General features: G+C 44.0%; 14 protein-coding genes. 11 read left to right on the plus strand and 3 right to left on the minus strand.

Annotated elements, in window-relative coordinates:
* The first annotated feature begins 332 nt into the window (after nucleotides 1-332).
* The 4 genes from gltB (at nucleotide 333) to VCM39_RS12810 (ending at nucleotide 9,352) form a co-directional block, all read left to right on the plus strand.
* Nucleotides 333-4,919, plus strand: coding sequence for a glutamate synthase large subunit (gltB, locus tag VCM39_RS12795; protein ID WP_322932523.1), 4,587 nt, complete (start codon nucleotides 333-335; stop codon nucleotides 4,917-4,919).
* Between the two features lie 131 nt (nucleotides 4,920-5,050).
* Nucleotides 5,051-6,385: a glutamate synthase subunit beta gene (locus VCM39_RS12800; protein WP_322932522.1), complete on the plus strand. Its 1,335-nt coding sequence runs from the start codon at nucleotides 5,051-5,053 to the stop codon at nucleotides 6,383-6,385.
* 151 nt (nucleotides 6,386-6,536) lie between these two features.
* The gene (gene asnB / locus VCM39_RS12805; RefSeq protein WP_322932521.1) at nucleotides 6,537-8,201 is read left to right on the plus strand and encodes an asparagine synthase B; all 1,665 of its coding nucleotides are present in this window, start codon (nucleotides 6,537-6,539) and stop codon (nucleotides 8,199-8,201) included.
* A gap of 389 nt (nucleotides 8,202-8,590) precedes the next feature.
* Nucleotides 8,591-9,352 carry a glycerophosphodiester phosphodiesterase family protein gene (locus tag VCM39_RS12810; protein ID WP_195348982.1) on the plus strand — a complete coding sequence of 254 codons (762 nt, stop codon included), beginning with the start codon at nucleotides 8,591-8,593 and terminating at the stop codon, nucleotides 9,350-9,352.
* 238 nt (nucleotides 9,353-9,590) lie between these two features.
* On the opposite strand, the gene VCM39_RS12815 is transcribed toward VCM39_RS12810, so the two are convergent.
* Nucleotides 9,591-9,887 (minus strand): thioredoxin family protein, encoded by a 297-nt coding sequence (locus VCM39_RS12815; RefSeq protein WP_002560828.1) that lies wholly within the window; start codon nucleotides 9,885-9,887, stop codon nucleotides 9,591-9,593.
* A gap of 441 nt (nucleotides 9,888-10,328) precedes the next feature.
* On the opposite strand from VCM39_RS12815, the gene dapF reads away from it, so the two are divergent.
* The 6 genes from dapF to VCM39_RS12845 all read left to right on the plus strand — a co-directional run bounded on the left by dapF (nucleotide 10,329) and on the right by VCM39_RS12845 (nucleotide 17,432).
* Nucleotides 10,329-11,138: a diaminopimelate epimerase gene (dapF, locus tag VCM39_RS12820; protein WP_322932520.1), complete on the plus strand. Its 810-nt coding sequence runs from the start codon at nucleotides 10,329-10,331 to the stop codon at nucleotides 11,136-11,138.
* Between the two features lie 52 nt (nucleotides 11,139-11,190).
* On the plus strand, nucleotides 11,191-12,423 hold the full coding sequence (locus tag VCM39_RS12825) for an LL-diaminopimelate aminotransferase (protein WP_321028767.1): 1,233 nt from the start codon (nucleotides 11,191-11,193) through the stop codon (nucleotides 12,421-12,423).
* Between the two features lie 161 nt (nucleotides 12,424-12,584).
* The gene (locus VCM39_RS12830) at nucleotides 12,585-13,298 is read left to right on the plus strand and encodes a hypothetical protein (RefSeq protein WP_322932519.1); all 714 of its coding nucleotides are present in this window, start codon (nucleotides 12,585-12,587) and stop codon (nucleotides 13,296-13,298) included.
* A 34-nt stretch (nucleotides 13,299-13,332) separates the two neighbouring features.
* Nucleotides 13,333-13,689: a P-II family nitrogen regulator gene (locus tag VCM39_RS12835; protein WP_221649024.1), complete on the plus strand. Its 357-nt coding sequence runs from the start codon at nucleotides 13,333-13,335 to the stop codon at nucleotides 13,687-13,689.
* A gap of 74 nt (nucleotides 13,690-13,763) precedes the next feature.
* The gene (locus VCM39_RS12840) at nucleotides 13,764-15,206 is read left to right on the plus strand and encodes an ammonium transporter (protein WP_322932518.1); all 1,443 of its coding nucleotides are present in this window, start codon (nucleotides 13,764-13,766) and stop codon (nucleotides 15,204-15,206) included.
* 36 nt (nucleotides 15,207-15,242) lie between these two features.
* Nucleotides 15,243-17,432 (plus strand): glutamine synthetase III, encoded by a 2,190-nt coding sequence (locus VCM39_RS12845; protein WP_322932517.1) that lies wholly within the window; start codon nucleotides 15,243-15,245, stop codon nucleotides 17,430-17,432.
* A gap of 178 nt (nucleotides 17,433-17,610) precedes the next feature.
* Here VCM39_RS12845 and VCM39_RS12850 read toward each other — a convergent pair whose 3' ends face one another.
* The gene (locus VCM39_RS12850; protein ID WP_289294204.1) at nucleotides 17,611-18,177 is read right to left on the minus strand and encodes an HdeD family acid-resistance protein; all 567 of its coding nucleotides are present in this window, start codon (nucleotides 18,175-18,177) and stop codon (nucleotides 17,611-17,613) included.
* Nucleotides 18,178-18,495: 318 nt separating this feature from the next.
* Complete coding sequence (locus tag VCM39_RS12855) at nucleotides 18,496-19,641, minus strand: iron-containing alcohol dehydrogenase (protein WP_322932516.1); 1,146 nt, start codon at nucleotides 19,639-19,641, stop codon at nucleotides 18,496-18,498.
* A gap of 819 nt (nucleotides 19,642-20,460) precedes the next feature.
* Here VCM39_RS12855 and trpB point away from each other — a divergent pair.
* Nucleotides 20,461-21,642, plus strand: a complete 1,182-nt coding sequence (gene trpB / locus VCM39_RS12860) for a tryptophan synthase subunit beta (RefSeq protein WP_322932515.1) — start codon at nucleotides 20,461-20,463, stop codon at nucleotides 21,640-21,642.
* Nucleotides 21,643-21,758 lie beyond the last annotated feature (116 nt).

Consider the following 21,758-nt stretch of genomic DNA (forward strand, 5'->3'; position numbering starts at 1 on the left):
TATACAATTATAATAACATAAAGATTATTTTTACTATAAATATTTGACATAAGCATAGAAAAAAGTTATTTTTACGTCAAAACGTTAATTTTTCTATTATTTTATCCTCAAAAAGAAAGTAGTTTCAAATCTTAATAAAAAGGCTTTCACTACCTTTCACATTAATATAAAAACCCGGCACTGAACTACCAATTTATAACTTCGACATGAAGTATATGTAATTTATGTCACAATAAACATCAATACATATATCAAAATGAAATTAAATTAATACTTTTGCAGAACAAAAAGACAGCATAAACAGGTATTATCATACAATAAAGCTAAATAGAATGAAGAAAAGAGAACTTTTTAACAACGAAACAAAAGAACTGCCTTACCAGCGACAGCCTGAGCAACAGGGTTTGTATGATGCAGCAAACGAACACGATGCCTGCGGAGTAGGTATGCTGGTAAACATTCATGGAGAGAAATCGCACAACATTGTAGAGTCGGCACTCAAAGTACTCGAAAACATGCGTCATCGCGGAGCTGAAGGAGCTGATAATAAAACCGGAGATGGTGCAGGTATCATGTTACAGATTCCTCATGAATTCATTTTATTACAAGGTATCCCCGTACCCGAAAAAGGACGTTACGGTACAGGACTGATCTTTTTGCCAAAAGAGCCGAAAGACCAGGCAGACATTCTGAGTATTATTATTGAAGAGACTGAAAAGGAAGGGCTTACACTCATGCACCTGCGCAATGTGCCTACCTGTCCTGAAATTTTAGGAGAAGCCGCACAGGCAGCAGAACCGGACATAAAACAGATTTTTATCACCGGGTTTACAGAAACAGAAACGGCCGACCGCAAATTATATATAATAAGGAAGAAGATTGAAAACAGGATACGCAATTCTTCTATCGCCACAAAGGACGATTTCTATATCGTTTCACTATCAACAAAAAGCATTATCTACAAAGGTATGCTTTCGTCACTGCAACTACGCAACTACTTCCCGGACCTCACAAACAGCTACTTCACCAGTGGATTGGCATTGGTACATTCACGTTTCAGTACAAACACTTTCCCAACATGGGGACTGGCACAGCCTTTCCGCTTACTTGCCCACAATGGTGAAATCAATACGATCCGTGGTAATCGGGGGTGGATGGAAGCACGCGAAAGTGTTCTTTCATCTCCTACCCTGGGGGATATTAAAGAGATACGTCCCATCATTCAGCCAGGGATGAGTGACAGTGCCTCACTGGATAATGTGCTGGAGTTTCTTGTGATGTCCGGTCTCAGCCTGCCTCATGCCATGGCTATGCTCGTACCGGAATCTTTCAACGAGAAGAATCCAATCAGTGAGGAGTTGAAAGCCTTCTACGAATATCATTCCATTCTAATGGAACCGTGGGATGGCCCTGCCGCACTACTCTTTAGTGACGGACGCTATGCAGGAGGAATGCTCGACCGCAATGGGTTGCGCCCGGCACGCTATCTTATCACTAAAAACGATATGATGGTAGTAGCCAGCGAAGTAGGTGTGATGGACTTTGAACCGGGAGATATCAAAGAAAAAGGACGCCTGCAACCTGGTAAAATCTTACTGGTAGATACCGAAAAGGGAGAAATATATTATGATGACGAACTGAAACAACAATTGGCAAATGCCAAACCCTATCGGAACTGGCTGTCAGCCAACCGCATTGAACTGGATGAACTGAAAAGCGGACGCAAAGTTCCTCACAGTATAGAGAGATACGATTGTATGTTACGTACTTTCGGTTATTCGAAAGAGGATATAGAAAAGATTATCAGCCCGATGGCTACCACCGGGGCAGAACCGATTCATTCAATGGGTAATGACACTCCATTGGCTATCCTTTCGGACAAGCCGCAACTGTTATACAACTACTTCCGCCAACAGTTTGCCCAGGTAACCAATCCACCCATCGACCCTATCCGGGAAGAACTGGTAATGTCGCTGACTGAATATATCGGAGCAGTAGGGATGAATATTCTAACACCAAGCGAAAGCCATTGTAAAATGGTACGCCTGAACCACCCTATCTTGAATAATACTCAACTGGATATTCTGTGCAACATTCGTTACAAAGGTTTCAACACAATAAAGCTGCCCATGCTTTTTGAAATATCACGTGGTAAGGCGGGGTTGCAGGAAGCCTTGAACAATCTATGCAAACAAGCGGAAGAGTCAGTGGCAAACGGAGTAAACTACATTGTACTGACAGACCGTGACGTAAATGCGACGCATGCAGCCATCCCCTCGTTATTGGCAGTGAGTGCAGTGCACCATCACCTTATAGCGGTAGGAAAACGTGTGCAGACAGCCCTCATTGTAGAGAGCGGTGAAATACGCGAAGTGATGCATGCTGCTCTGTTACTTGGTTTCGGAGCAAGTGCACTGAATCCCTACATGGCATTTGCCATCCTCGACAAACTGGTGGCGGAAAAAGAGATTCAACTGGACTATGCCACAGCAGAGAAGAATTATATCAAAGCCATCTGCAAGGGATTGTTCAAAGTAATGAGTAAAATGGGTATCAGTACCATCCGTTCTTATCGGGGAGCCAAAATATTTGAAGCCATAGGTCTGAGTGAAGAGTTAAGCAACGCCTACTTTGGCGGGTTAAGTTCACGTATCGGCGGTATCCGCCTGGAAGAAGTAGCACAGGATGCTATTGCAGTTGAAAGTGAAAAGTTGAAAGCTGAAAGTTCTATGCAGCATAGTGGTACAGCCGACTCTCAACCCTCAACTGGCAACTCTCAACTAAAGAATCGTGGCATCTATACTTTCCGCAAAGATGGAGAAAGACATGCGTGGAACCCGGAAACGATCAGTACCCTGCAATTGGCAACACGCCTGGGCAGCTATAAAAAATTCAAAGAGTTTACCACCATGGTGGACGAAAAAGAAGCTCCCATCTTCCTTCGCGACTTCCTTTCGTTCAAACGTAACCCGATCAGTATAGACCGTGTTGAACCGGTAGAAAACATACTGCGGCGATTCGTAACGGGTGCTATGAGTTATGGCTCTATCAGCCGCGAAGCACACGAAGCCATGGCTATAGCCATGAACAAAATACACGGACGAAGCAACACAGGCGAAGGCGGGGAAGATGCCGAACGTTTCACTCCCCGTCCGGATGGAACCAACTTGCGTAGTGCCATTAAACAGGTTGCTTCAGGACGCTTTGGTGTAACTGCCGAATATCTTGTTAACGCAGATGAAATACAAATAAAGATAGCCCAGGGAGCTAAACCGGGCGAAGGAGGTCAATTGCCGGGTTACAAGGTAGATCAGGTAATTGCCAAAACGCGCCACTCCATACCGGGCATCTCACTAATCTCTCCCCCACCTCACCATGACATCTACTCCATCGAGGATCTGGCACAGCTTATCTTCGACTTGAAGAACGTAAACCCGAAAGCCAAAATCAGCGTAAAACTAGTAGCCGAAAGCGGAGTAGGAACCATCGCTGCCGGGGTAGCAAAGGCAAAGGCTGACCTGATTGTAATCTCTGGTGCAGAAGGAGGTACAGGAGCTTCACCTGCTTCATCTATTCGTTATGCAGGTATCTCTCCGGAACTGGGACTAAGCGAAACGCAACAGACACTGGTGCTAAACGGGCTTCGCGGACAGGTTATGCTGCAAGTGGACGGACAACTGAAAACCGGACGTGACATTGTTCTAATGGCTATGTTAGGTGCAGAGGAGTTTGGTTTTGCAACTTCCGCACTGATTGTACTAGGCTGCGTGATGATGCGCAAATGCCATATGAATACCTGTCCCGTCGGAGTTGCTACACAAAATGAAGAGTTACGCAAACGCTTCCACGGACGAAGCGAATATCTGGTCAACTTCTTCACCTTCCTGGCACAAGAGGTACGAGAGTATCTGGCAGAAATTGGTGTGGAAAGACTCGATGATATCATTGGACGCACCGACCTCATTGAACGCAAACCGGATAACGGAAACGAAAAGCACCGTCTCATTGATTTCAGCAAACTGCTCACACGCATAGAGAGCAGTGCAGCCATCCATCATGTCAGTGATCAGGATCATGGTATCTCTGCCGTAAAAGACGTAACAATCTTGAGTGCTGCACAAGAGGCTATCGAACATCAAAAAGAGGTGTCATTGGAGTATACCATTGCCAATACAGATCGCGCGGTGGGCGCTATGCTTTCGGGGACCATTGCTTCACGGTATGGCGCAAAAGGATTACCGGAACATACGCTGAACATTAAATTTAAAGGTTCTGCCGGACAATCTTTCGGTGCATTCCTTACACCAGGAGTTAGTTTTAAACTGGAAGGCGAAGCAAATGATTACCTTGGCAAAGGATTGAGTGGCGGACGTATCGCTGTGCTTCCGCCCGTACGAAGTAACTTCGAGGCAGAGAAGAATACAATTGCCGGGAACACCTTATTATATGGAGCTACCAGCGGAGAAGTTTATATCAATGGCCGCGTGGGAGAACGCTTTGCTGTCCGCAACTCGGGTGCCATAGCCGTAGTAGAAGGCGTAGGCGATCATTGTTGCGAATATATGACAGGCGGACGTGTGGTAGTTTTAGGACAAACGGGCCGGAACTTTGCTGCCGGAATGAGTGGCGGTGTGGCTTATGTGTGGAACAAAGAGGGTAACTTTGACTACTTCTGTAACATGGAAATGGTAGAACTATCTCTTATCGAAGAAGCAAGCTACCGCAAAGAATTACACGAACTCATCCGCCAGCACTACCTCTACACCGGCAGTAAATTAGCCCGTATCATGCTCGACGATTGGAACCGCTATGCAGACGAATTCATCCAAGTAGTACCTATCGAATACAAAAAGGTTTTGCAGGAGGAACAAATGCGAAAGCTACAACAGAAAATTGCGGATATGCAAAGAGACTATTAAATAGTGATAAGTGGGTTAGTGAGTAGTGATTAGTACCATGCGGTATAATAGCGCAGCCACTTATCACTAATCACTTACCACTTACCACTAATCACTTATCGCTTATCACTAATCACTAATTCATTATCATCATGGGAGATCCTAAAGCATTTTTAACCATACGCCGTCAGGAGGCCGGATATCGCCCCGTATATGAACGTATCACTGACTATAGTGAAGTAGAACAAACCCTTAACACCCACGACCGTAAGCTACAGGCATCACGCTGTATGGACTGTGGTGTACCCTTCTGCCACTGGGCATGCCCGCTGGGTAACAAACAGCCTGAGTGGCAAGACGCCCTCTACAAAGGAAAGTGGAAGGAAGCTTATGAAATACTGGCTGCCACGTGTGACTTTCCGGAGTTTACAGGGCGTATCTGTCCGGCACTTTGTGAGAAAAGTTGTGTATTGAAACTGTCTTGTGATGAACCTGTGACTATCCGGGAGAACGAGGCAGCTATCATAGAAGCTGCTTTCCGGGAAGGATATGTCATGCCGGTAATGCCACAACGCAATGGAAAACAGGTAGCTGTGATTGGTGCAGGCCCTGCCGGACTGGCAGCAGCCAACCAACTAAACCGGAAAGGATACACCGTCACTCTGTTCGACAAGGCAGAGGCTCCGGGAGGACTGCTACGTTTCGGTATCCCCAACTTCAAACTGAACAAAAATATCATAGACCGCCGTATCCAACTACTTAAAGCAGAGGGTATCCGTTTTGAAATGAATACAACCATAGATCCCACCCATCTGCCGGAAGGGTTCGACGCATACTGCATCTGTACCGGAGCAGAGACGCCACGAGATCTTCTTATCCCGGGTCGTGAATTGAAAGGTATACATTTCGCCTTGGAAATGCTTTCACAACAGAACCGGATTGTGGAAGGACAAACTTTCTCTAAAGACAAACTGATAAGTGCCAAAGGAAAAAAAGTACTTGTTATCGGTGGTGGCGATACCGGATCGGACTGTATCGGAACCAGTATACGTCAGGGAGCTATTAGCGTAACACAGATAGAGATCATGCCACAACCACCCGTTGGGCACAATGACGCTACTCCATGGCCGCAATGGCCGGTAGTACTCAAAACGACTTCTTCACACGAAGAAGGTTGTATCCGCCGCTGGTCGCTCACTTCCAACCAATTCATTGGCAAAAATGGTAAAGTAACCGGTGTAGAAGTTGAACAAGTGGAATGGACACCTCCTGCTGATGGAGGACGCCCCACGATGGTACCAACCGGAAAGAAAGAGATTATCGAAGCCGATATAGTATTGCTTGCAATGGGATTCCTCAAACCGGAACAGCCAACATTCCCCAAGAATGTATTCATCGCCGGTGATGCAGCAACCGGAGCAAGCCTTGTTGTACGTGCCATGGCGGGAGGACGAAAAATTGCTGCTGAGATAGATAAAACGATCTGATTTACGATTTTACAATTTACGATTGAAGTTACTACAAGTAATCGTAAATCAAAGTAACATCAATCGTAAATAGTAAATTGTAAATTGTAAAATCGTAAATCAAAGTAACTTCAATCGTATATCGTAAATCGTAAAATCGTAAATCAAAGTTATGTGTGGAATAGTAGGTATATTCAAGATTAAGAGCCAATCAGAAGAGTTGCGGAACAAAGCGTTACGCATGGCACAGAAAATCCGTCATCGTGGTCCGGATTGGAGTGGTATTTACACCGGAGGCAGTGCGATCCTTGCACACGAACGCCTTTCCATTGTAGATCCGCAAAGTGGAGGACAGCCCCTTTACTCCCCCAATCGTAAACAAATTCTTGCCGTTAACGGCGAAATCTATAATCACCGTGAAATACGTACCCGGTATGCCGGACGCTATGAATTCCGGACAGGTAGTGACTGCGAAGTCATTCTGGCACTTTACCAGGACAAAGGTATTCATTTCCTCGAAGAGTTGAACGGCATCTTCGCTTTTGCTCTTTACGATGAAGAACGGGATGAATTCCTTATCGCCCGTGACCCTATCGGCGTAATACCTCTTTATATAGGACATGATGCAGATGGAACAATCTACGTAGCCAGTGAACTGAAAGCTCTTGAAGGTTTCTGTGACGAATACGAACCATTCCTTCCCGGCCATTATTTTTATAGTAAAGAGGGAAAAATGAAACAATGGTACACCCGCGACTGGACAGACTATGAAGCAGTAAAAAACAACCCTGCCTCTGTAACCGACTTACACGATGCACTTGAAGAAGCCGTACACCGCCAATTAATGAGCGATGTGCCTTATGGCGTGTTACTGAGCGGAGGGTTGGATTCTTCAGTGATCTCAGCCATAGCCAAGAAATATGCTGCCAAACGTATCGAAACCGATGGAGCCAGTGATGCCTGGTGGCCACAGCTCCACTCCTTTGCAATCGGTCTGAAAGGAGCCCCCGATCTTATCAAAGCCCGCGAAGTTGCCGAATATATCGGAACCGTACATCACGAAATAAATTACACCATTCAGGAAGGTCTCGATGCACTTCGTGATGTTATCTACTTTATCGAAACATACGACGTTACCACCGTTCGTGCCTCTACCCCAATGTATCTGCTGGGACGCGTTATCAAATCAATGGGAATCAAAATGGTACTTAGTGGTGAAGGAGCAGATGAGATATTCGGCGGTTATCTCTACTTCCACAAAGCACCCGACGCCCATGCCTTCCATGATGAAACCGTTCGTAAACTCTCCAAACTGTATCTTTATGATTGCCTGCGGGCCAACAAAAGTTTGTCGGCCTGGGGAGTAGAAGGACGCGTTCCATTCCTCGATAAAGAGTTTCTGGATGTTGCCATGCGCCTCAACCCGAAAGCTAAAATGGCTCCGGGCAAAGTGATAGAAAAGAAAATTGTGCGTGAAGCCTTTGCAGATATGTTGCCCGAAAGTGTAGCATGGAGACAAAAAGAACAGTTCAGTGACGGAGTAGGCTACAGTTGGATTGATACATTGAAAGCAATCACTGCCACCGCTATAAGTGATGAACAAATGGCAAAGGCGGCAGACCGTTTCCCGGTCAACACACCGCAGAATAAAGAAGAATATTATTACCGAAGCATTTTCGAAGAACACTTCCCCAGTGCATCGGCGGCAAGAAGTGTACCAAGTGTACCAAGCGTAGCTTGCTCCACAGCAGAAGCATTGGCATGGGACGCTTCCTTCCAGGGCAAGAATGAGCCAAGCGGACGAGCCGTAAAAGATGTGCACGAAGAGGCTTACTAACTAATAATGTGAATCAATAGTTGGATATTCAGTTCAAAGTTATTCAGAAGTGAACTGAACTCACCACAGAGTTTCACAGAGTACTATTTATCTGATGAAACGCAGATTAGCGCAAATAAACGCAGATTAAAAGACTATAGTTCTTTATCATCTTGTTTTCCATTTGCGAAAATCTGCGTTCATCTGCGTTTCAATGAACTATCACACGGCGTACCTTTCCATGCGGAATAGGAAATGCCTCAGGAGCATTGTAATATTCCTGTAATTCCATTCTCCCTATCAGTCCATTTATATCCACTCTTTTCACACAAATTCGCAATCCATAACTTGCAATTCATAATATCTTCTTTACCTTTGTCTCACTCTACCAACTCACAGAATTATATAGTATGAAAATAAAGAAAATCCTTCTTACCTCCGCCCTGGTTCTCTCAACTTACAGTGCAATAGCTCAAACCCAGGTTATCGCCCATCGTGGTTACTGGAAAACAGATGGTTCGGCACAAAACAGTATCGCTGCCCTTCTGAAGGCTGATTCTATCGGTTGCTACGGTTCCGAATTTGATGTGTGGCTCACAGCTGATGATAAGTTAGTGGTGAATCATGATCCTATTTTCAAACTAAAAAGCATGGAACGTTCCACGGCTGCAACACTTACCTCACTCAAACTGGACAATGGTGAACAGCTCCCCACACTGGAACAATATCTCAAAGCTGCCAAGAAAACCAAAACACAGCTCATCCTCGAACTAAAAGCGCATAGCAGACCCGAACGCGAAACGCTGGCTGTTGAAAAAATAGTAAATATGGTCAAGAAGTTAGGATTGGAAAAGAGAATGGAGTACATTACCTTTTCATTGCATGCCACCAAAGAGTTTATCCGGTTGGCACCTGCCGGTACGCCTGTATTCTATCTGGATGGAAAATTAACCCCGAAAGAATTAAAAGAAATGGGATGTGCCGGACCGGATTATCATCTGAGTGTTTTCCAGAGACATCCCGAATGGATCAAAGAATGTCATGACCTGGGGCTGAAAGTTAATGCCTGGACAGTAAACAAACCCAAAGATATGAAATGGCTCATCGAAAAGAATATAGATTTCATTACTACGAACGAGCCGATTTTATTGCAGGAGAAGGTGAGAAATTAGTGATTAGCGATTAGTGATTAGTGATTAGTGGGCTGCGCTATTATTTGCACTAATCATTCCTTCACTAATCGCTAATCACTCCTTCGCTAATCACTAATCACCCTTCACTAATCGCTAATCACTCCTTCGCTAATCACTAATCACCCTTCGCTAATCACTAATCACCCTTCACTAATCACTAATCACCCTTCACTAATCACTAATCACTCCTTCACTAATCACTAATTTCTCCTATTTCTCAGAACTCCGATAACACCAGCCGGAGCTGATCAACGGTCAATTCGCCTATCTGCCTCCATAACTCCTTACCTCTATGCAGTAAAACGAATGCCGGCACAGTTCCTATATTATAAGAATCGGCCACTGCTTTATCGGTCTCAATATTTACTTCAATAAGTTCAACTACTCTTTTCTCATACTCATTGATAGCCGGTTCCAGCCAATTATAATGGGGAGCCCAGTCGGCATAAAAGAAAATCAAAACCAAGTGACTGGTTTGAGCTGCTGCCTCTAATTGTTTGGTTACATCATCCATTGTTTATTGTTTTTTTATAATTATACCCCACATCAACAAAAGCAATAAGAAAAGGTTTCACTATAACTGGTTTTATAACGAATATAAGCCCGATTTATAATCACATTAAGACAATAATCAGCGTAATATCCTTTCATTTTGTCAATTCCATAGTACCCCTTTTTGTTCCCAAAACACCTCAATTGATCTAAATCAAGTATTCAAACCTCTCATATATAACGGAAGAATATGCAAAACAAAACGACTCTATAATAGTTTATTAGTATATCATCCTTTTATATTTCAAATTACAAGTATAAACACCCCTGTTTAACAAAATTGAAAGACTCAATAAAATAAATAGATATTAGATATATATTTAAGCAAAATATAAAGCAAAAAGACATATCTTTGCATTGTATTAAAACAAAAGGATATATCAATTGATAAATAAAGAGCAAAATGATAAAAAGAATTCAATTCACTAAAATGCATGGAGCAGGCAATGATTATATCTATATAGATACTACCAGATACCCGGTCACAAATCCGGAGAAGAAAGCCATTGAATGGAGTGCATACCACACAGGAATAGGAAGCGACGGACTTGTTTTGATTGGCACTTCTGATAAAGCAGACTTCAGTATGCGCATTTTCAATGCAGACGGCTCGGAAGCAATGATGTGTGGCAATGCAAGCCGGTGTATAGGCAAATACTTATTCGAATATGGATTGACCGGCAGAACGGCCATTACTCTGGATACGCTCTCAGGCATCAAAATACTAAAACTTAATGTAGAAAACGAAACAGTAACGGCTGTAACAGTAGATATGGGAGAACCGTCGGAGATAGGAATCATTGACTTCAGCGATACATATTCATATGTTTCTACCAAAGTATCTATGGGAAATCCGCATCTGGTAACTTTTGTGGAGGATATTAACGGAATAGACCTCCAAAAGATTGGTCCGGAGCTGGAAAACAACCCACTTTTCCCCGACCGTACCAACGTAGAATTTGCACAGGTATTAGACGATCATAAAATAAGAATGCGTGTGTGGGAAAGAGGTTCGGGAATTACCCAAGCCTGTGGAACAGGAGCTTGTGCCACTGCCGTAGCTGCCGTCATAAGAGGTAAAGCCGGACGAAAATCAGATATTATCATGGATGGCGGAACGCTGACCATCGAATGGGATGAGAAAACGAATCACGTGTTTATGACTGGTCCCGCAACAAAGGTTTTTGACGGAACAATAGAAACAGAAGAATAAAAGAGAATAAGAGAGAGAGTATATAAAACGATAAACTTAAAACAACAACAATATGGCACTTGTAAACGAACATTTCCTGAAATTACCGGGAAGTTATTTATTCTCGGATATTGCGAAAAAGGTAAATACATTCAGGATCACACACCCGAAGCAAGACATTATCCGCCTGGGTATCGGAGATGTCACCCGTCCATTGCCTCCGGCCTGTATCGAAGCAATGCACAAAGCCGTAGAAGAATTGGCTCATGCCGAAACCTTCCATGGATATGGTCCGGAACAGGGATACGACTTCCTTATCGAAGCCGTTATCAAAAATGACTATGCATCCCGGGGAATTCACTTTTCCAACTCAGAAATATTCATCAGTGACGGAGCCAAAAGTGATACGGGAAACATCGGGGATATTCTGCGCCATGACAACAGCGTAGGAGTTACAGACCCTATTTATCCGGTATACATAGACAGCAATGTGATGTGTGGACGCGCAGGCGTATTGGAAGAAGATAGTGGTAAATGGAGTAACGTGACGTACATGCCTTGTACAAGCGAAAACAATTTCATCCCGGAGATACCCGATAAACGTATCGACATTGTGTACCTCTGCTACCCTAACAACCCGACAGGGACAACGCTAACCAAAGCAGAACTGAAGAAATGGGTGGACTATGCACTGGCCAATGATACGCTGATATTGTTTGATGCAGCCTACGAAGCATATATCCGGGAACCAGACGTCCCACACTCCATTTACGAAGTCAAAGGAGCCAAAAAATGCGCCATTGAATTCCGAAGCTTCTCGAAGACAGCAGGTTTCACCGGAGTACGTTGCGGATATACCGTAGTGCCCAAAGAACTGACGGCAGCCACTCTCGGAGGAGACCGCATCCCTCTGAACCGCCTATGGAATCGCCGGCAATGTACAAAATTCAACGGTACCTCTTATATCACCCAACGGGCTGCTGAAGCGATTTACACCCCGGAAGGAAAAAAGCAGATACAAGAGACCATAGATTATTATATGACCAATGCCCATATCATGAAAGAGGGACTTGAAAGCACCGGACTAAAAGTTTACGGAGGGGTAAATGCTCCCTATCTCTGGGTTAAAACCCCAAATGGAGCAAGTTCATGGAAGTTCTTCGACCAGCTGCTCTACGAAGCCAACGTAGTAGGTACACCGGGTATAGGCTTTGGCCCAAGCGGAGAAGGATATATCCGCCTCACAGCATTTGGTGAACGCAATGATTGTATCGAAGCTATGAGAAGAATAAAAAACTGGCTGTAAAGCAGTTAAAAATTGAAAATTAGAAATTAAAACAATCCCCTACCCTCGTAACTCTAATTTTCAATATATAATTTTTAATTTACAAAGATAATATTAGCGCGCTACTATATAACAGTTGGACCGTACATCCACAATTTTTCTAATTTAAAGGTAAAAAGACGATGAAAACGACGATTAACAAAAAATTAGGGGGAGTAGCAGTAGCGATAGTTGGAATGCTCATTCCAACAACCACAATGGCACAAGACAAATTTGAGGTTTCACTGGGAGCCGACGTAGTAAACAAATACGTATGGCGTGGTTTCGACCAAGGCTCCGGTACCTCTGTTCAACCTTCTTTAGGGCTGGCCTATAAAGGGGTATCACTGTCGGCATGGGGAAGCACCAGTATCACAGATCTCGAACCCAAAGAATTCGACATCACGCTAGGTTACAGCATTGGTGGATTTGGTATTACAGTGACAGACTACTGGTGGTCCGGCGAAAGCGGTAAATATGGCTATTATAAAGACAGCCATTATTTTGAAGGTGCATTGAGTTACCATTTCGGAGAAAAAGTACCGCTGACTCTGTCCGTAGCAACCATGTTTGCCGGAGCAGATAAGAACCCGGAGGACAACCAGAACTTCTCCACTTACTTCAATGCCTCGTATGATATCGCCTGTCCGGGAGACATCACATTGACTCCCTCCATCGGTGTATCAACTAAATCTTATTTATACACAGGTGAGAAGATCAGCGGCCTCACGGATATCTCGCTGAAGGCAGCCAGATCAATCAAAGTAACAGATAGTTTTTCTATCCCAATCTTTGTACAGGCCACCGTATCACCCGCTATGGACAAGACATATCTGGTGTTCGGCATGAGTTTCTAAAAGAAATACAAAACACACTAATTCAAGAAGGTATATGAAAAAGATTGAAGCTATTATCCGTAAAACCAAATTCGAGGAAGTGAAAGATGCGCTTCTGGATGCAGACATTGAGTGGTTCTCTTACTATGACGTAAGAGGTATAGGCAAAGCACGCCAGGGACGTATTTACCGTGGTGTGGTATATGACACAAGCTCTATTGAGCGAATTCTTATTTCGATTGTAGTACGTGACAAGAATACAGAAAAGACCGTTCAGGCGATTGTCAGATCAGCACAAACCGGAGAGATCGGAGACGGACGTATTTTTGTTATTCCGATAGAAGATGCTATCCGCATCCGCACAGGAGAGCGAGGCGACATTGCTCTCTATAATGCCGAACAGGAGCGATAGCACGGCGTGACCGGATTCCTGATACGGACCATTAGAAAATAAAGAAAGTAGTACAATTCAAAGACATCAAAATTATGGATACATATAGAAAGCACAGCATTACAAAGCTGTGGTTGGCCAGTGCTATGCTTTTTGCACTGTGCTTCGCAACAGAAACACTCGCTCAGGATACAACCCTTGTAGACGCTACAACAGTAACAACTGCCGTAACGGAAACAATCACTACGGCAACAGAAACCCCGGTTACGGAAACTGCACCGGATACAATAGGAGAATTGGCTAACGGACTGAACACTGTATGGATGTTATTGGCGGCAATGCTGGTATTCTTCATGCAACCGGGGTTTGCACTGGTAGAAGCCGGATTCACAAGGGTAAAGAACACCGCCAATATTCTAATGAAGAACTTTGTCGATTTCATGTTCGGTTCGTTACTCTACTGGTTCATCGGTTTCGGACTGATGTTCGGCGCAGGTGGATTCATCGGTATGCCCCACTTCTTCAACTTGTCGTTCTATGAAGGTGGCGGACTCCCTTCAGAGGGTTTTCTGATATTCCAGACTGTATTTTGTGCCACAGCAGCCACCATTGTCTCAGGGGCTATGGCCGAGCGTACTAAATTCTCTATGTACATCGTTTATACCATCTGCATCAGTGTATTGATCTATCCCATTTCAGGACACTGGACCTGGGGAGGAGGTTGGCTCATGAACGGCGAAGAGGGCTCATTTATGATGAACCTGTTCGGCACAACTTTCCATGACTTTGCCGGTTCAACCGTAGTTCACTCCGTCGGAGGCTGGATAGCATTGGTAGGTGCAGCCATTCTCGGTCCACGTATTGGCAAATATGGAAAAGACGGGAAATCAAAAGCCATTCCGGGACACAACCTGACGATTGCAGCATTGGGCGTATTTGTCCTGTGGTTCGGTTGGTTCGGTTTTAACCCCGGTTCTCAACTGGCAGCAGCTTCTACCCCCGATCAGATAGCAATTTCCCATGTGTTTTTGACTACGAATCTGGCAGCTTGTGCCGGTGGTTTCTTCGCCCTCGTAGTGAGTTGGTGGAAATACGGAAAACCCTCTTTATCACTTACATTGAACGGTATCCTTGCCGGATTGGTAGGCATCACAGCCGGATGTGATTGTGTGTCGGCAGCAGGGGCTGTACTGATTGGTGCTATCTGTGGGGTTGTAATGATATTCTCAGTAGACTTCATTGACAAGGTACTGAAAATAGACGACCCCGTAGGTGCAAGTTCCGTACATGGTGTTTGTGGTTTCTTAGGCACACTGCTCACCGGATTGTTCTCTACAAGCGAAGGAGTATTCTATACAGGTACTTTCGGATTCTTTGGAGCACAAGTATTTGGAGCAGTCATAGTAGGTTGCTGGGCAGCCGGCATGGGTTTTGTTATCTTCAAGCTGCTCGATAAAGTTCACGGATTACGTGTTCCGGCACGTGTCGAAGAAGAAGGTCTCGACATTTACGAGCACGGAGAATCAGCATATAACTAATCTATCATAATTCCATCAATCATAAATCAAAAGATTATGTCAAAACTAAGATTCAGAGTAGTAGAAACAGCTTTCAAGAAAAAAGCGGTAGAAGTGGTTCCTCCTTCGGAACGGCCTTCGGAGTACTTTGCAAAGTACGTATTCAACAAAGAAAAGATGTTCAGATACCTGTCAAGTAAGGTATACAACAAATTGATTGACGTTATTGACAATGGTGCTTCACTGGATCGCAGCATAGCCGATGAAGTAGCTGCCGGAATGAAAAAGTGGGCCAGCGAAATGGGAGTCACTCACTATACCCACTGGTTTGCTCCACTGAACGAAGGTACTGCCGAAAAACATGATGCCTTTATTGAACACGATGGCAAAGGAGGTGTAATGGAAGAATTCTCCGGCAAGTTACTTGTTCAGCAGGAGCCGGATGCCTCATCCTTCCCTAACGGAGGAATCCGTAATACTTTCGAAGCCCGTGGATACTCAGCCTGGGATCCTTCCTCACCTGCATTTATTGTAGATGATACATTGTGCATCCCAACTGTATTCATAGCGTATACAGGCGAAGCACTCGACTATAAAGCTCCGCTGCTGAAAGCCCTGAGAGCCGTAGATAAAGCAGCTGTCGACGTTTGCCATTATTTCAACCCGGAGGTAAAGAAAGTAATCGCCTATCTGGGATGGGAACAGGAATATTTCCTGGTAGACGAAGGTCTTTATGCCGCCCGCCCCGATTTGCTGATGACAGGACGTACACTCATGGGGCATGACAGTGCTAAGAATCAGCAACTGGAAGATCACTACTTCGGTGCCATTCCTACCCGTGTAGCGGCTTTTATGAAAGATCTCGAAATAGAAGCGCTTAAATTGGGTATCCCCGTAAAAACACGCCATAACGAAGTGGCACCCAACCAGTTTGAACTGGCTCCTATCTTTGAAGAATGCAATCTGGCAAATGACCACAACCTGCTCATCATGTCATTAATGCGCAAAATAAGTCGCCGCCACGGTTTCCGGGTATTATTACACGAAAAGCCATTCAAGGGAGTAAATGGTAGCGGTAAACACAACAACTGGTCACTGGGTACAGACACGGGCATTCTGTTAATGGCTCCGGGCAAGACTCCGGAAGACAACCTGCGCTTTGTGACATTCGTAGTGAATACACTAATGGCTGTTTACCACCACAACGGCTTACTGAAAGCATCTATCTCAAGTGCCACAAATGCCCATCGACTAGGAGCCAACGAAGCACCTCCTGCCATCATCTCTTCTTTCCTGGGCAAGCAATTGTCTCAGGTACTGGAACACATTGAAGAGAGTACCAAAGATGATCTGGTAAGCCTCAGTGGCAAACAAGGAATGAAACTTGACATTCCACAGATCCCGGAATTACTGATTGACAATACAGACCGTAACCGTACCTCACCTTTCGCCTTCACCGGAAACCGTTTTGAGTTTCGTGCCGTTGGCTCGGAAGCCAATTGTGCCAGTGCCATGATTGCCTTGAACTCTGCTATTGCCGCTCAGTTGAAGATGTTCAAAAAAGATGTAGATACACTGATAGAGAAAGGTGAGCCCAAAGTTTCGGCCATCCTGGAAGTAATTCGTAAATACATCAAAGAGTGTAAAGCCATCCACTTTGACGGCAACGGATATAGTGACGAGTGGAAAGAAGAGGCTAAAAAAAGAGGATTGGACTGTGAAACCAGCGTTCCATTAATCTTCGACAATTATCTGAAACCGGAGACCATTGCCATGTTTGAAGCCACAGGCGTAATGACAAAGAAAGAGCTGGAAGCCCGGAATGAAGTGAAATGGGAAACCTATACCAAGAAAATCCAGATTGAAGCCCGTGTTTTGGGTGACCTGGCAATGAACCACATCATTCCGGTTGCAACACAGTACCAAACGGATCTGATTGATAATGTGTACAAGATGCGCGCGCTCTTCCCGGAAGAGAAAGCCGCCAGACTATCTGCTAAAAATCTGGAACTTATCGAAGAAATAGCAGATCGTACAGCTTTCATAAAAGAGCATGTAGATGCTATGATCGAAGCTCGTAAAGTGGCAAACAAGATTGAAAGCGAACGCGAAAAAGCCATCGCTTATCATGATACCATAGTACCGGCCCTGGAAGAGATACGTTACCACATAGACAAACTGGAACTCATCGTTGACAACCAGATGTGGACGCTACCCAAATACCGGGAATTATTATTCATTAGATAGTGAATAGTGATTTAGCGATGAGTGATGAGTGATTAGTGATGAGTGATTAGTGCCATGCGGCATATAAGTACAGTATTAATCACTATTCACTAACCACTAATCACTATTCAAATATTTCTTTTGTTGGTTGTTTTAAGTTTGCAGGGGAGGATTGCCGTGAGGCAGGCCTCTTCTTTTTTTACTCTATTATCTTCGCATCCTCAATATCATCTGATACCGGTTTTCTGGGTTTATTGCGTGTAAACTTAAACCAGTTCACCAATTCAGATACCGCGTATATAAGGCTACTTACTCCGATAATCATAAATGCTGTATTGCGTGCTCCTGTCGGATTGAAAAGAGCCACAATACCTGCAAGCAGGATAAGAGAGGGTACCACATAAAACGCACCGGGAACTACCGTCCAGCGACGAGCCATTGAAAGCGAAGCTATCTGCTGCACACCTCCTAATATAAGGATAAAGCCAAGCAGGAACATCAATACATCGGCAAAGAATCCCGGCATTACCACCAACCAGAGACCGAAAAGCAAACTACCCGTTCCTTCAATCGGAAAACGACGTGAAACACCTTCCTCTGGTTTAGCTGCAAAATAACTGATAATAGAAATAAAACCGGGAATCAGGAATAACACACCAAGAGTAATAACAAGATACTGTACCGCAGCGTCGGGCCAAAGAACAAGTACCAGGCCAATAATCAATGCACAGACAGTACGGATAAGGGAATAATTCATTGTTTTCATATTTTTCTATATATTTTTAACGGGATACAACCCAATCTTTTTTGCGAATATAGGTGTTTCAGTTTACATATTAAAACAACAAACCAGTTTTGTAATAAGTTCATAGCAGAAATGTAACTTTTCTTACATCCTGCTTCCGTACTTTTGCTACAATAAATTTATAGACACTAAAGAGCCACCCTAAGTTATGACAAAGTGTACTAAGTACGTATTTAAGATAATAGGGCTTCATTGTCTTGCGAACAATGAAGCCCTATTATGTTGTAACTTTGTTATATAACAAAACGATTGTTTTAAAACATTGATAAGTACTACCTCTTAAATAGCACTTTCCAATATCTCTTTTGCCACTGCACCTGTTACATTTCCGTTCTCGCCATACTTCACTCCACGGGCATTAAAACGACGTTCTATTTCTTCAATCGTTTCTTTGCCGATCCCCTCTTCACTCAAACAGGTAGTGAGTCCCAAGGAACGGAAAAACTCTTCGGTACAACGGATAGCCTCATCAATGCGTTCTTCTCTCGTACCGGACGTTATTCCCCACACGCGTTCACCATATTGCAGGATCTTGTCTCCTTTGAACCGACGAAGCACGCGCAAGGTAGCCGGATAAACAATGGCCAATGTATGCCCGTGCGTCAATCCGTGAAGAGCTGTCAGTTCATGCCCAATCATATGTGTAGCCCAGTCTTGCGATACTCCCATGGCTATAAAACCATTCAGTCCCATGGTAGCAGAAAGCATAAAATCTGCCATCAACTGGTAGTCATGCTGGTTCTCGCGAATCTGCGGAGCAATCTCTACAAGGGTTTGCAAAATACCTTCTGCCCAACGGTCCATAAGGCGGCTTTGACCGGGAGTAGTCATATATTGCTCTACTACGTGCACAAATGTATCGGCAATACCGCAGGCTACCTGATGAGGAGGCAGAGTAAACGTCACCTCAGGATCAAGGATAGAAAAGAGCGGATAGTTGGCATAGAAAGAATATTTCTCCTTTGTTTCGTGACGGGAGATTACAGCCCCGTTATTCATTTCCGATCCTGTGGCAGGCAAAGTGAGTACGGTAGAAAGAGGCACGGTATTTGTCACCGGACGTCCGGCAGCCACAAGATCCCAGGCATCTCCATCATAAAGTAATCCGGCGGCTATCAATTTTGTTCCGTCAATGACGGAACCACCACCTACTGCCAACAGATAGTCAACTTTATGTTCTTTTCCAAGAGCAATGGCTTTACGCAACGTTTCGATAGCAGGGTTGGGTTCAATGCCCCAGAATTCTACTGTAAAATAATCTTTGAGAGCTTCTTTCACTTGGTCGTACACGCCGTTTTTCTTAACGCTTCCACCACCAAAAGTTATCATAATTCGTTTATCGGACGGAATTTCCTTACTCAATTGAGCAATCATCCCACGTCCCATAATGAGCTTGACGGGATTCTGAAAAATAAAGTTGTTCATAGGTTATTACTTCTTTAATAATGATAAGTGCAAAGATAACAATCCTACTGCGATATAGGAAGAATCTTTTATAAAAAGAGATTCATTCAAGACTGTACAGGAATGAAGCAGTTCACCACAGAGTAACACAGAGTTCCACAGAGTTTAAATCTTTATTGAAACACAGATTAACGCAGATTTTCGCAAAGGAAAACAAATGTATGATAAAGAACTATAGTCTTTTAATCTGCGTTTATGTGTTAATCCGCGTTTTATCAGATAAATACTGCTCCGTGGAACTCTGTGTTACTCTGTGGTGAAATACCATACAAAAACGAACAATTCATATTAGTTCACCGGAAGCCATGCGTTAATATCTTCGGCTACAAAAAGCCAGTATAATAACAGTAAGATTAAAATAACGACAGCGATTGTAATAAGGACTTTCCTTTGTTTCATAATTTGGTTTCTGTTTAAATATTAATTGTATAATTAAACAAATCAAGAGAAGGAAATGTTTATTTAGTACTTTCTTCAAACGGAAAGAATAAAAAAAGAAAGATTTTGTTTGCTGTTTCAAACAATGTGTTTATATTTGCCCCCGTAAAACATCAAAAGACAATGAGAACAATGTTAGTAAATACATATTGGTGGTGGCGCCCGTTACAACTCCGACAGTCGTAAGGGAGCAGTGCTCGTATGTATATACCTCATTAAAGATATAACAGATTTGAAAGAGCCCTGTCGCAACCTGCGACAGGGCTCTTTTCATTTCCGCCCATTTATCGAACCCGGCTCAGCCGGCATTACAACAGAGTTTAATTATAAAAAGAAGAATATATGAAAAGTTATCAAGTTGACAAAGATGGTTATTATGGAGAATTTGGCGGAGCATATATCCCCGAAATACTTCACAAATGTGTAGAAGAATTAAAGAATACATACCTCACCGTACTGAATGATGAGAGTTTCAAACAGGAGTTCGACCAACTACTGCGCGACTACGTAGGACGTCCCTCCCCTCTCTACCTGGCACGCCGCCTTTCAGAGAAATACGGATGTAAGATGTACCTGAAACGGGAAGACCTCAACCATACCGGTGCTCATAAAATAAACAATACCATCGGCCAGATATTGCTGGCTCGCCGAATGGGCAAAACTCGTATCATCGCCGAAACAGGTGCCGGACAACATGGGGTAGCTACAGCCACCGTTTGTGCACTGATGAATATGGAGTGCATTGTCTACATGGGCAAGACAGATGTGGAACGCCAGCACATCAACGTAGAGAAGATGAAAATGCTCGGCGCAACAGTTATCCCGGTAACATCGGGAAATATGACATTGAAAGATGCTACCAACGAAGCAATACGCGATTGGTGTTGTCATCCGGCAGACACGTATTACATCATCGGCTCTACGGTTGGTCCTCACCCTTACCCGGACATGGTAGCACGGTTGCAGTCGGTGATCAGTGAAGAGATAAAAAAACAACTTGCAGAAAAAGAGGGACGCGACTATCCCGATTATCTTATCGCCTGTGTAGGTGGAGGAAGTAATGCTGCAGGTACTATCTATCATTATCTGGATGACGAACGGGTACGCATCGTTCTGGCAGAGGCCGGAGGAAAGGGCGTAGAAACCGGACAGACTGCAGCAACTATCCAACTCGGAAAAATGGGTATCATTCACGGAGCACGTACCTTCGTCATCCAAGACGAGGACGGGCAGATCGAAGAACCCTACTCGATCTCTGCCGGATTGGACTATCCGGGCATCGGACCGATACATGCCAACCTTGCATCGCAGCATCGCGCCACAGTACTGGGCGTAAATGACGACGAAGCCATAGAAGCCGCCTACGAACTGACAAAACTGGAAGGAATCATTCCGGCACTCGAATCGGCCCATGCATTAGGTGCCCTCAAAAAGTTAAAGTTCAACCCGGAAGATGTGGTAGTATTAACAGTGTCGGGAAGAGGAGATAAGGATATTGAAACCTATTTGGGATTTACGATTTGACGATTTACTATTTACGATTGGGATTACCCTTATTTATAAATAAAGTAACTTCAATCGTAAATAGTAAATTGTAAATTGTCTAATCGTAAATCAAAGTAGTTTCAATCGTAAATTGT

This window comes from Bacteroides mucinivorans (assembly GCF_034654355.2).
GTDB classification, from domain to species: Bacteria; Bacteroidota; Bacteroidia; order Bacteroidales; family Bacteroidaceae; genus Bacteroides; species Bacteroides nordii.